The sequence below is a fragment of the Burkholderia sp. F1 genome (genome assembly GCF_050813845.1).
Taxonomy (GTDB): Bacteria; Pseudomonadota; Gammaproteobacteria; order Burkholderiales; family Burkholderiaceae; genus Burkholderia; species Burkholderia ubonensis.
The window spans coordinates 2,404,988-2,416,010 of sequence record NZ_CP172422.1; the positions used below are offsets into that span (position 1 = coordinate 2,404,988).

Annotated in this window: 12 protein-coding genes; 7 read left to right on the forward strand and 5 right to left on the reverse strand. The window is 67.7% G+C overall.

Translation table 11 applies throughout. From position 1 onward, the window contains the following. Window positions 1-5: 5 nt before the first annotated feature. Genes asnB through ACFIMZ_RS29310 form a run of 5 tightly spaced genes read left to right on the forward strand, consistent with a single transcriptional unit; the run spans window position 6 to window position 5,196 of the window. Window positions 6-1,952: an asparagine synthase (glutamine-hydrolyzing) gene (gene asnB, locus ACFIMZ_RS29290; protein ID WP_431822958.1), complete on the forward strand. Its 1,947-nt coding sequence runs from the start codon at window positions 6-8 to the stop codon at window positions 1,950-1,952. After that, a complete protein-coding gene (locus ACFIMZ_RS29295) occupies window positions 1,949-3,115 on the forward strand; it encodes an FAD-dependent monooxygenase (RefSeq protein WP_431822959.1) in 1,167 nt (388 codons plus the stop codon). Before asnB ends, ACFIMZ_RS29295 begins: the two co-directional genes overlap by 4 nt. Window positions 3,116-3,129: 14 nt before the next feature. Then, a complete protein-coding gene (locus ACFIMZ_RS29300) occupies window positions 3,130-3,597 on the forward strand; it encodes a PaaI family thioesterase (RefSeq protein ID WP_431822960.1) in 468 nt (155 codons plus the stop codon). Between the two features lie 8 nt (window positions 3,598-3,605). Beyond that, window positions 3,606-5,000 (forward strand): MFS transporter, encoded by a 1,395-nt coding sequence (locus tag ACFIMZ_RS29305; protein WP_431822961.1) that lies wholly within the window; start codon window positions 3,606-3,608, stop codon window positions 4,998-5,000. 58 nt (window positions 5,001-5,058) lie between these two features. Further along, window positions 5,059-5,196 (forward strand): hypothetical protein, encoded by a 138-nt coding sequence (locus tag ACFIMZ_RS29310; protein ID WP_431822962.1) that lies wholly within the window; start codon window positions 5,059-5,061, stop codon window positions 5,194-5,196. Window positions 5,197-5,217: 21 nt separating this feature from the next. On the opposite strand, the gene ACFIMZ_RS29315 is transcribed toward ACFIMZ_RS29310, so the two are convergent. The 4 genes from ACFIMZ_RS29315 to ACFIMZ_RS29330 all read right to left on the reverse strand — a co-directional run bounded on the left by ACFIMZ_RS29315 (window position 5,218) and on the right by ACFIMZ_RS29330 (window position 9,111). Continuing rightward, window positions 5,218-6,375, reverse strand: coding sequence for an iron-containing alcohol dehydrogenase (locus ACFIMZ_RS29315; protein ID WP_431822963.1), 1,158 nt, complete (start codon window positions 6,373-6,375; stop codon window positions 5,218-5,220). Between the two features lie 152 nt (window positions 6,376-6,527). Further along, complete coding sequence (locus tag ACFIMZ_RS29320) at window positions 6,528-7,805, reverse strand: hypothetical protein (protein ID WP_431822964.1); 1,278 nt, start codon at window positions 7,803-7,805, stop codon at window positions 6,528-6,530. A 202-nt stretch (window positions 7,806-8,007) separates the two neighbouring features. After that, a complete protein-coding gene (locus ACFIMZ_RS29325; RefSeq protein ID WP_431822965.1) occupies window positions 8,008-8,355 on the reverse strand; it encodes a hypothetical protein in 348 nt (115 codons plus the stop codon). A 69-nt stretch (window positions 8,356-8,424) separates the two neighbouring features. Further along, window positions 8,425-9,111 carry a hypothetical protein gene (locus tag ACFIMZ_RS29330; protein ID WP_431822966.1) on the reverse strand — a complete coding sequence of 229 codons (687 nt, stop codon included), beginning with the start codon at window positions 9,109-9,111 and terminating at the stop codon, window positions 8,425-8,427. A gap of 45 nt (window positions 9,112-9,156) precedes the next feature. Between ACFIMZ_RS29330 and ACFIMZ_RS29335 the strand changes: the two genes are divergently transcribed. Together ACFIMZ_RS29335 and wrbA are read left to right on the forward strand one after the other, a co-directional pair. Then, a complete protein-coding gene (locus tag ACFIMZ_RS29335) occupies window positions 9,157-9,360 on the forward strand; it encodes a hypothetical protein (RefSeq protein ID WP_431822967.1) in 204 nt (67 codons plus the stop codon). A gap of 539 nt (window positions 9,361-9,899) precedes the next feature. Continuing rightward, window positions 9,900-10,502: an NAD(P)H:quinone oxidoreductase gene (gene wrbA, locus ACFIMZ_RS29340; protein ID WP_431822968.1), complete on the forward strand. Its 603-nt coding sequence runs from the start codon at window positions 9,900-9,902 to the stop codon at window positions 10,500-10,502. Window positions 10,503-10,642: 140 nt separating this feature from the next. Here wrbA and ACFIMZ_RS29345 read toward each other — a convergent pair whose 3' ends face one another. Continuing rightward, window positions 10,643-10,942: a hypothetical protein gene (locus tag ACFIMZ_RS29345; RefSeq protein WP_431822969.1), complete on the reverse strand. Its 300-nt coding sequence runs from the start codon at window positions 10,940-10,942 to the stop codon at window positions 10,643-10,645. Window positions 10,943-11,023: the final 81 nt, after the last annotated feature.

Consider the following 11,023-nt stretch of genomic DNA (forward strand, 5'->3'; position numbering starts at 1 on the left):
GACCCATGTGCGGAATCGTCGGGATATTCCAGGATCGGGATGATCGCGTGGTGCCGACCCGGCTCGGCGACGCGATCCAGTCGCTGCGGCATCGCGGGCCGGATGCGTCCGGATTCTGGCTCGCGCCGGACCAGTCGGTCGCGCTCGGGCACACGCGCCTGAGCGTGATGGGTCCGGCCAACGGCGCGCAGCCGATCGTCGCTGGCGACGGCCGCCTCGTCGCCGTCGTGAACGGCGAGTTCTACGGGTTCGAACAAATTCGCGCCGAGCTGGTCGCGGCAGGCGCGCGGTTCACGACAGACTCCGACAGCGAGATCGTGCTGCACCTGTACGACCGCTACGGCATCCGCGGCATCGAGCGGCTGCGCGGCGAATTCGCGATCCTGCTGTACGACCACGCGCGACGGCGCCTGCTGGCGGTGCGCGACCGCTTCGGCATCAAGCCGCTCTACTACGCGCACCATCGCGGCAACTGGTATTTCGCGTCCGAGGTCAAGGCGCTGTTCGCGGCGGGCGTTGCCGCCGAGTGGGACGAATACGCGTATGCGAGCCGGTCGTTTTATTTGCGCGACCACACCCTTTACCGCGACGTCAGGAGCGTACAGCCCGGCACGTGGGTCACGATCGACGGCGGCGGATTCCACGTCGGCCAGTACTGGGACATCGCGTTTCCGCCGTCCGCCGGTCTTGGCCCCGTCGACGAAACGCAGGCCGTCGACGACGTGCGCGCCGCGCTCGAGGACGCGGTATCGGTGCGGCTACGCTCCGACGTGCCGTTCGGCGTCTACCTGAGCGGCGGCATCGATTCGTCCGCGGTGCTCGGCATCGCCACCGCGCTGTCGGGCCGCACGCTCGATGCGTTTCACCTGACGTTCCCCGGCATGAAGGGTTACGACGAGCGCGAATTCGCGAACCTGGCGGCCGCGCACAATGACGCCCGCCTGCACGTGGTGGAGATCACGCAGCAGGTGCTGGCCGATCATTTCGAGCAGGCGCTGTGGCACAACGAGACGCCGTTCTTCAATGCGCACGGCGTCGCGAAGTTCCTGCTGAGCCGGCGCACCGCCGCCCATCACCTGAAGGTGGTGCTGACGGGCGAAGGCGCCGACGAGATCTTCGGCGGCTATCCGCATTTCCGCCGCGACATGCTGATGTACAACGCCGATCACCAGGACGGCGCCGTCGTCGCCGAACTGCTTGCGAAGCTGCAAGGCAGCGAGCAGGGTTATGCGCGCGCCGGGATACCCGCGGACACGGTCTGGATGAGCCGGCAGCTCGGGCACGGCGTGTCGTGGGTGGACAACCAGTCGGGCTGGTTCGCCGCGCTCGAGGCGCTGTACCGCGATGCGTTCGGCGCCCGCATGAAGGGCCTCGAGCCGTACCGCCAGTTCTACGACGGCCTCGATCACCGGCAACTCGACGGACGCGACCCCGTGCATCGATCGATGTACCTGTGGTCGAAATCGTTCCTGCCGAACTTCGTGCTGGCGACGCTCGGCGACCGGATGGAGATGGCGCACGGCGTCGAGGGCCGCGTGCCGTTTCTCGACCACCTGCTCGCCGAACGCGTGAACCGGCTGCCCGTGTGGATGAAGATCCGCGGCGCGACCGAGAAGCACGTGTTCCGCGAGGCCGCGCGTCCCTATCTGCCGGACGCGCTCTATCGCCGCAAGAAGCACTACTTTCGCGCGCCGCCCGCGACGCTGGACCCGGACGGCGCACTGTACCAGCTCGTGTTCGACACGTTGCACGGCACGGACCTGGAGCGGCTGCCGTTCTTCGAGCCCGGCGCGGTGCGCAGGCTGCTGCGCCAGTTGCCGTCGCGCCCGGGCGCCGAGCGCGACCTGCTGGACCCGATGCTGATGGAGATGACGAGCCTGTGCCTGCTGCAAAAGCGCTTCCGGCTGACGCAGCGCGTCGAGCACGCCGCGCACGCGGTCGAGTGGCCATGAGGATCGCGATCGTCGGCGCGGGGCTGAACGGCCTCGCGGCCGCGCTGCTGCTGCGCCGCGCGGGCTTCGACTGCACGCTGTTCGAGCGAGGTCCGGCGCCGCGCGACGCGGGCACGGGAATCTACCTCTGGCCGCAAGGCGTGCGCGTGCTGCGCCGCCTGCTGCCTGAGGCCGCGCTTCGCCGCTGCGGGCATCCGATCGACTTCCTCGACACGCATGACCGCAGCGGCCGCGTCATCAATCGCCAGCACGTGCGCATCGCCGATGCCGATGCCACGGTGCCCGCGATGATGTTCCTGCGCGCGGACCTGCACCGGATGCTCGGCGCGGCGCTCGGCCGCGACGCGATCCGCTTCGACGCGCCCTGCGAACGCGTCGACGAGATCGACGGGCAAGTCGCGCTGACGTTCGTGTCCGGCGCGCGGCAGCGCTTCGATCTGGTGATCGGCACGGACGGGCTGCATTCCGTCGTGCGGCGCCATGTGTGCCCGCACAACCGTCCGGTCTACGTCGGTCTCGCGGCGAGCCGGGGGATCGTCCGGTTCGATTCGCCGCGCTTCTCCGCCGATCGCTGCCAGATCTTCATGGCCGATTACGCGCGCGTCGTCACCTACTGCGTGGACGACGCCGAATCGATCCGCTACTGGTTCGCCGCGTATCAGGTCGGTGACGGCCCGCTGCTCGACCGCAACGGCCTGCTGAATCGCTTCCGGACGCTGCCGGACGCAGTGCGGGAGATGATCGCCGCCACCGCCGACGCGGCGATCAACACGCAGCCGCTGCACACGCTGAGCGCCGCGGGGCCGTGGCACCGTGGCGGCGCGGTGCTGCTCGGCGACAGCATTCACGCGATGCTGCCGACGCTCGGCTACGGCTTCACGCTCGGGCTGGAGAACGGCTTCCTGCTCGCGCAGGCGCTGGCCGGCGCGCGGGCGGCCAGCACGCACGCCGCGCTGATGCTGTACGAGCGACAGGTCGCAGCACGGTCGCAAGCGCTGATCGAGGTGATGAACGACATGACCCGCGCGTACTACTTCAACGCGCCAGACACCGTGACCGCCGAGCACATCGGGCGGATTGCGGAGCGCTTCAGCGCGCTCGCGTGCTCACCCGTCGCGTTGCATGAAGACGCGATGGCCGCGCCGCCGGGTGTGCACCCCTGACAGGAGACGATTGAATGCGAGACGACGAAACGAACGGCGGCATCGGCGACGCGCAGGCGCGCGTGTGGTCGGCCAGGCTGCTCGAGCACGACTATCAGCGCTATTGCGGGCTGGAACTCGTGCGGCAAGCGCCGGGCTTCTGCCGATGCAGGATGCAGGTGGTCGAGCGGATCGGCAATCTCGGCGACACGCTGCACGGCGGCGTGCTGTATTCGATGTTCGACGTCGTCAGCATGCTGGCGACGCTGCCGCTCCTCGCCGACGGCGAGTACGCGCTGACCAGCAGCTTCAACTGCATGCTGCTGTCCGGTGCGCCGCTCGGCGCGTGGATCACGCTGGAGGCGACGGTCGTTCGCGACGGGCGCAACCTGATCTTCTCGCGCTGCGACGCATGGAAGGAGGTCGGCCGCGACAAACGCGCGATCGCGACCGCCCAGCTGTCGAAATTCCGGTTGCCGGCGCCCGTGACACGATCGACGTGAACCACACCATGAATCGCACAACCTTGCTGACGCTGATCGCCGCCTGTTTCGGCTTTTTCCTCGTGCAAATGGACGTGACCATCGTCAACGTCGCGCTGCCCGGCCTGCCGTTCGCACATGCAGATGGCCTTGCGACTCTGCAATGGGTCGTCGACGGCTATGCGCTGATGTTCGCGAGCTTCCTGCTGCCGGCCGGCGCGCTCGGCGCGCGGTTCGGCGCGAAGCGCGCGTATCTCGGCGGGCTGGCGTCGTTCGCGCTCGCTTCGCTTGCATGCAGCCAGGCCGGTTCGGCCGCGATGCTGATCGTCGCGCGCGGCCTGCAGGGCGTGAGCGCGTCGTTGCTGGTGCCGCCGTCGCTGATGCTCGTCAATCACGCGTTCTCGGACGCGCCGCGCCGGCGCGCGCATGCGGTCGCGATCTGGACGACCGCGGGCGGCGTCGCGCTCGCCGCGGGCCCGCTGATCGGCAGCGCGATCATCCCGTGGCTCGGATGGCGCGGGATCTTTCTCGTCAACCTGCCGTGCTGCGCGCTCGGCGCCATCGCGACGCTTGCAGCCGACGACACGCGCGCCGAAGCGAACCGGCCGTTCGACTGGTCCGGCCAGGCCTGCGCGATCGCCGCGGTCGTGCTGCTGACGGCGAGCCTCATCGCATCCGGCGAACGCGGCTTCGCCGATGCGTGGGTGCTGTGGGGCCTGCTCGCCGCGCTGATCGCCGGGCTGCTGTTCCTGTTTGCGGAACGCACCGCCGCCGCGCCGGTGCTGCCGCCGGCGTTGCTCGCCGTTCCGCGCTTCACGTGCGCGGTCGTGTTCGGCACGCTGGCGAACGCGTGCTACTTCGGGCTGCTGTTCCTGCTGACGCTGTTCCTGCAGCGCGTCGAGGGCTACACGGCGTCTCGGGCGGCGCTCGCCTACTTGCCGCTGACCGCGACGTTCATCGTGTCCAATCTTGCGAGCGGCGGGTTCGTCGTGCGCTACGGCGCACGGCGGGCGCTGATCGCCGGCGCGTCGATCGCCGCGCTCGGCTTCGGCCTGATCGGGGTGATCGACGCGCACGCGCATGTCGCCGCATGGGTGGCGCCGTTCGTGCTGATCCCGGCCGGAATCGGCCTCGCGATTCCCGCGATGACCGTCACCGTGATCACCAGCGTGACGGCGGAACGGGTGGGCGTCGCGACCGGCGCGCTGAACGCGGCGCGACAGGTCGGCGGCGCGCTCGGCGTCGCGGGCTTCGGCGCGCTGGCCGGCTTCCATCATGCGGGGGTCGCGGTCGGCCTGAAGCGGGCCGCGATGCTGGCCGCCGTGCTGCAGGTCGGTGCTGCGTTGCTGATCGCGTTTGGAACGGCCGGCGACCGCGCCGCGGCGACGGCGAGCAGCGACGAATCGCTGGACGGCGTCGCGTGACGGGCCGCAGGCCGCTGCGCGTGTACACCTGCGGCTCGCGTTTTCGACGTGCGCGTCGATGGAAGGCACGCACTACCTCGGCAGAAAGGTCGGCAACCGCAAGCTGCTGGTGCATCTGTACGAGTACTTCGACGGCGAATTCGAGCCGACCTGCAAGGACAGCGACCTGCAGGACGGCAGCGCGGCGGGCAAGTAGCGCCGCCCGCGCCGGCCCGCGTCACCACGCCTGCCGGTAGATCTCCAGCGCATCCGCTTCCGTCACCTCGCGCGGATTGTTCACGAGCAGGCGGGTCTGCAGCATTGCTTCGTCCGCCATCCGCGGCAGATCGCGCTCCGTCACGCCGACCTCGCGCAGCGTGCGCGGAATGCCGGTCGCGACGATCAGCCGGTCGATCTCGTCGATCAGCGCGCGGGCTTTCGCTTCGTCGCTGCCGGTAGCGGCCGGCGCGACGATCGCCGCGAGCTCCGCATACAGCGGCGCGGCGGCCGGCGCGTTGAAGCGCAGCACGTGCGGCAGCACGAGCGCGTTCGACAGGCCGTGCGGCACATGGAAGATCCCGCCGACCGGATACGCGAGCGCGTGCACGGCCGCGACGGGCGCGTTCGCGAACGCCTGGCCGGCGAACATCGCGCCCACCAGCATCGCTTCGCGCGCGTGGCGGTCATGGCCGTCGTCGCAGGCCGCCAGCAGGTTGCGCGACAGCAGCGTCAGCGCCTGCTGCGCCAGCATGTCGGACACCGGGTTCTTCAGGCGCGCGGACGTATAAGCCTCGATCGCGTGGACCATCGCGTCGATGCCGGTCGCGGCGGTGGCCGCGCGCGGCAGGCCGAGCGTCAGCTCGGCGTCGAGGATCGCGACGTCGGCCAGCAGATGCGGCGACACGACGCCCATCTTGCGCGCTTCGCCGACCGTCACGATCGACACCGCCGTCACTTCGGAGCCGGTGCCGGCCGTCGTCGGCATCTGCACGAGCGGCAGCCGCGCGCTCGTGACCTTGTCGACGCCGTACATTTCCGCGAGCGGCTGCTGTCCGGGCACGAGCGCCGCGAGCAGCTTCGCGACGTCCATCGACGAGCCGCCGCCGAGGCCCAGCACGATCTCCGCGTCGGCCGCGACCGCCCGCCCGGTCGCTTCGAGCACCACGTGCTCGGGCGGATCGGCAACCACGTCGTCGATCACGGTCACCTGCCAGCCGTGCGCGGCGAGGCTCTCGAGCGCCGGCGCGAGCACGCCGCTGCGATGCAGGAACGCATCGGTGACGACGCACAGCCGCGCAAGCGCCGGAAAACGCTCGCGCAGCAGCGCGCCGAGCCGGCGCGCCGCGCCGAACTCCACGATCAGCGACGGCACGGTGCGGAATTGAAACGGGTTCATCGGGTGTCTCCTTGACGGGTTGCCGCGCCGGCGCAACGCGGCGCCAGGCGGCGGCTTGCGGCGCGGCGATCGGGCAGCGGATTGATCCTGCTCGAACCGATCCGCTGAAGATGCGGCGTTTCCCGATGGGCGTCAAGTCCGTTCGCGGCGCGCTAAGATCGATTCGCCTGGGCCAGGAGCGCCAGCAAGCGCTGCCGGTCCTCGCGAAGCACGTCGCGCATGTCGGACCGGCTTCGGCGTCGGGCTCGGGCGTCAAACGCGGCCTCCCCGAACAGCGGAGCCAGCCCTGACATCCGGCGGTCTCCAACGTGCCCGGCCAGCCATTCGTGCAACGGCTCGTCGAAGAACGGAAAGGCTTCGTGCGACGCGCGCGGCAACGCAATCGCGCGCAGCGCCGTCAGGTTCAGGATATCAACCACGTCACGATCGAACGTGATCAGGCTCGGCACGTAGAACGCCGATTGCGCCGGCCCGCTCAGCGTGTTGGTCATGTCCTCCATGAAGCGCGGCAATGCGAGGTCCCATGCCGCATTCCGGAGCACGGCCAGCGGCTCGGCCTGGTTCTGCAACGCGTTCAGCTTGTCCGAGAGCTGGCAGCGTCCGCCGCGGCCCAGAATGTCGGCGCACACGAACAGCTCCCGCAGCATGAACGTGGCAAGATCGTCGTGCATGAACCGCACCAGCTCTTCCAGCTTGTGCCCGGCCGATTTTCCCGACGCCAGTTCGATGATCTTGGTCCTGACCAGCACGGCCTCCATGAGATCCACTTGGCCGTCTATGGCATCGGCCAGCCCGGACTCCAGCTGGCGATAAAACCCGGCCAGCAGCTGGTCCGCGGCGGCCTCGGCCACCTCCCGGCAGGAAGTCCTGTAGCGGATTCCCCAATTCGCATCGAGCGGCTCGGGGATCAGCGACAACGCGTGGATCGCGGCGATCGACTCGCGCACCCGGGCCACCCGCTTCGCACTGCGGTCGCTCCGGTTCTCCCACAGATACAGATACGGATTCAGGCGGGCGAGCTCGTCGGCGGGAATCGTCGCGGATAGCGCACGACACCACTGGAGCAGCGCGTCGCGCGGCCGTTCACGGTAGGCCAGCGATCGAATGTAGCTCGCCGCGTTCGAGTCGACGAACGTGCCGTGTCCGATTTCAAAATGAACGGGCGCATCCGCCGCGATCGCCTCCCGGTCGAATACCCAGAGCGACTTGCCCCGGAACACCGTCGCGACGAAACCGGTCTCGGAAAGCTGCTGTCGCCTGAGCTTGAGATTCGACCGGTCGTCCGTGTCCGCATAGATCACCCGCCAGTCCGCCAGCAGATCGATGTTTCGCCGATAGGCATCCAGCGCATCGCCTGCGCTCGGCGCCATGCCGACCTCGTTGAGTGCGGCGTGCAGTTTGAACGGGTCGCTTGCTTTGCCTGAATTCATGTCGGGCTGAATCGAGGGAGTCGACGAAACGTCGGTACGCGGCCGACGCACGGGCACGGGCATGGGGCCCGTGCCTTCTTCGTCCCGCTTTCGCCAGGATCGTTCCCGCCCATTCGCGACAATCGTGCGGCGCCGGCTGCTCCAATGCATCGCCCGAACACTCATCGACGCTCGCCGTTCGCGCGCCCGGAAACATGCGTCGTCAAAAACAGGTCGTCGGATTGCGGGATCCCGGCGGAAGGTCGGGGCTCTTCTTGAATACGTGGCAGGCAACCCCGTTTCGACTCACGGTGACATGCTTGTCGCTGGCTGCACCTGGGGGTATGGCTCCGCCACCGTGTTCCCCCTTGATGTAGTAGCACGTATCGTTTTCGTATGCGCTGCGCAACTTCGCGTCGCTCGAGTTCTGCACCCTGGCGGGCCATCCGCTCAGCCCGCCCTCCTTCTCATAGTTGACCGAATACTGGCACCCGGCGGCTTGCGCGTGCCCCGTCAGCGCGAACAACGACAGCATCACAAACAGACACTTCGAAATGGAACGCTTGAACATGATTTGCTCTCCTGATTGACTGACCCGGATGGACCAGTATTGAAATGACAGCGGTACGCCAAGGCGTCCTCAGATGACTGCGCCGAGTACCGCCAGGTGATTGGGCGACAGGTCGGCAACCTCGACCAGGACGTTGTTGTTCAACGCATACGCGTTGTTGATGCGGAAGGTCAGATTCGTCGAGCCCGGGAACATTTCGATACAGCAGTATTGATCCCGCCCGTGAAGCCGGCCCAGGTGGATCGCGAGCCACCAGTGGGTGTAGTTGGGCGCATTGTTCACGCCGTTGGTCACGGGTTCGTAGTGCACGCAGACGTAGTAGCGCTCGCCATTGGCTTGCGCACCTGTGCCGGGAGTCATGTTGCCGAGCTCGCAGGTGGATCTGGCCACGACGTCCACGACGCGGGTAAACCAGTTGCCCCAGGGTGGCGCGCCGACGATCGCATGACCGTGCGCATCGTATTGAACGTACTCGGCGTGCCGCGCGGCGGCGAAGTGGACTGCCGGCGCATGGTTGGCCCACGCCGATCCCGCATTGAGCGCGGCGCCGGTCGCGATCGAGGTGAACATCTGCCCCGGATCGTTGATGACCGGCATTCCCAGGCCGGAACTGGCCCAACGCCAGCAACCGCATTCGTTGGCGGGAATGTTCCAGCCGGGAAGCGCCGCCGCCAGATTGACACCGGCAATGGCGCCGCCGGGGTTGTTCACGCACGCATTGCGCAACGCGTTGAGTTGGTTAAGGGTGAGTGGCATGTCGGTTCCTCGATATGGCCAGGGTTCGCTTACGTGGTCTTGAACATGTCGGCGGAAAATTTCCCGTCGGAAACCTTGAGCGGCCACGCGCTCCTGACGCCCTGCGGTTTCGGCCAGGGCGAATTCAAAGGCGTCGTGTTCCTCGGCGCGTTGAGGCTGAATTGTTGCGACGGTTGCGCGACGGGCGGCAATTTCGGGGCAGCGTTCCGCATGGTGATTCCCTCCTGGAAGAGGTTTGGTGGGGGATGAAATTCGCGTAGCAATGCGAAGCATGTCGATTCGGCGATGTCCCATTGTGTCGAGTGATGGCAGTCGCGCCTATAGATCGAAAGTCACGCGCGCGGTCATGGGCGCAAGGGCGTAGCGCGCGGGGTCGAGGCCATCGGCTCGCCCCTGTTGATGTGCGTTCGGACGCGGTGCCGCTCACCGAGGCCGTTCTCCGGCATTGAAGCGGCCCGAAGAAAAATGCGGAGATCGTTCAGTCGGGAATTGTCCACTCGAATGCGACAGTGATTATCGCCCCGGCGATTTATTCGTCAAATGGATTGACCTATTCTTGATCTCCACGATCGGCGCGAAGACAAGCGCGGCAGGCTCGCGCTCGTCGCGTCGACGGACCGCGACGAGCGCGCGGCAAAGCGGCGCCGACGTTCATGCACGCCAAGGACGCCGAGGTGCAGACGTTGACCTGCGCCCGATCGAAGTGACGGCCGAGCGGGCATGGCGCCCGACTCGGATGACCGGGCCTCGCACGATGCGGGGCCCAATATTGACGGAGAAACCGCATCATGACCAAGGTTCTGGTTCTTTACTACTCGTCGTACGGGCACATCGAGACGATGGCGAAACATGTCGTCGAAGGCGCGCAGTCGGTGCCGGGCGTCGAGGTCACGCTCAAGCGCGTGCCGGAAACGATCCCCGCCGACGCCGCGAAGTCGATCGGCATCAAGCTGGATCAGGCTGCGCCGGTCGCGACGCCGGACGAACTGGCCGACTACGATGCGATCATCTTCGGCACGCCGACCCGTTTCGGCAACATGGCCGGCCAGATGCGCACGTTCCTCGACCAGACGGGCGGACTATGGATGAAAGGCGCGCTCGTCGGGAAGATCGGCAGCGTGTTCGCGTCGACCGGCACGCAGCATGGCGGCCAGGAAACGACGATCACGTCGTTTCATACGACGCTGCTCCATCAAGGGATGGTGATCGTCGGCGTGCCGTATGCGTGCAGCGGCCTCGTCAACATGAACGAAATCACGGGCGGCACGCCGTATGGCGCGACGACGCTCGCCGGCGCGGACGGCAGCCGCCAGCCAAGCGCGAACGAGCTCGACATCGCGCGCTACCAGGGCAAGCATGTCGCGGAGTTGGCCAGGAAGCTCGCCGCCTGATCGACGGCGCATAACCACTCGACTCGACGCCGGCAATCGCCTGGCGGATACGCCGCGCCCCTGATCGGCGCGGACCGGCGCATGCTCATCCCCCGCTCCGTGGCCACGCGCGCAAGCGCTTCGCCGCGGCGCTCACGCCGTCACGGCGCGGGAGCGGTCTTGCGTTCCGTGTTCTGGAAATTCTCCGGATAATTGCCGCCGTCACCGGTCAGGCGATAGCCGTCCTTCTCGATCGCGCGCAACTCCGCGTTGCGCTTTTCCCGCGCGGCCTTGCGCGCCGCCTTGCGTTGCGCCTTGCGAACCTGCTTTGCCGACGATGCGCTCGGCGGCGCGGACGCCGCTCCCGTCGCATCCTGCGCGACGGCGATCGGCGGGATCAGCGTCATGACGACTGATGCTGCAACCGCCACCCCTGCCGAGATCATGCGAATCCGGATCATGGTCAGCTCTCCTTGTGTCGTGAATTGTCGATGGTCGATACACACGTATGCGCGCGAGCGGCGCACACGGCGGCGACCGGC

Bases quoted from the DNA above. Each gene is read 5' to 3' on its own strand.
- asnB (WP_431822958.1), top strand. From the start codon at position 6: ATGTGCGGAATCGTCGGGATATTCCAGGATCGGGATGATCGCGTGGTG.
- ACFIMZ_RS29295 (WP_431822959.1), top strand. From the start codon at position 1,949: ATGAGGATCGCGATCGTCGGCGCGGGGCTGAACGGCCTCGCGGCCGCG.
- ACFIMZ_RS29300 (WP_431822960.1), top strand. From the start codon at position 3,130: ATGCGAGACGACGAAACGAACGGCGGCATCGGCGACGCGCAGGCGCGC.
- ACFIMZ_RS29305 (WP_431822961.1), top strand. From the start codon at position 3,606: ATGAATCGCACAACCTTGCTGACGCTGATCGCCGCCTGTTTCGGCTTT.
- ACFIMZ_RS29310 (WP_431822962.1), top strand. From the start codon at position 5,059: ATGGAAGGCACGCACTACCTCGGCAGAAAGGTCGGCAACCGCAAGCTG.
- ACFIMZ_RS29315 (WP_431822963.1), bottom strand. From the start codon at position 6,375: ATGAACCCGTTTCAATTCCGCACCGTGCCGTCGCTGATCGTGGAGTTC.
- ACFIMZ_RS29320 (WP_431822964.1), bottom strand. From the start codon at position 7,805: ATGAATTCAGGCAAAGCAAGCGACCCGTTCAAACTGCACGCCGCACTC.
- ACFIMZ_RS29325 (WP_431822965.1), bottom strand. From the start codon at position 8,355: ATGTTCAAGCGTTCCATTTCGAAGTGTCTGTTTGTGATGCTGTCGTTG.
- ACFIMZ_RS29330 (WP_431822966.1), bottom strand. From the start codon at position 9,111: ATGCCACTCACCCTTAACCAACTCAACGCGTTGCGCAATGCGTGCGTG.
- ACFIMZ_RS29335 (WP_431822967.1), top strand. From the start codon at position 9,157: ATGTCGGCGGAAAATTTCCCGTCGGAAACCTTGAGCGGCCACGCGCTC.
- wrbA (WP_431822968.1), top strand. From the start codon at position 9,900: ATGACCAAGGTTCTGGTTCTTTACTACTCGTCGTACGGGCACATCGAG.
- ACFIMZ_RS29345 (WP_431822969.1), bottom strand. From the start codon at position 10,942: ATGATCCGGATTCGCATGATCTCGGCAGGGGTGGCGGTTGCAGCATCA.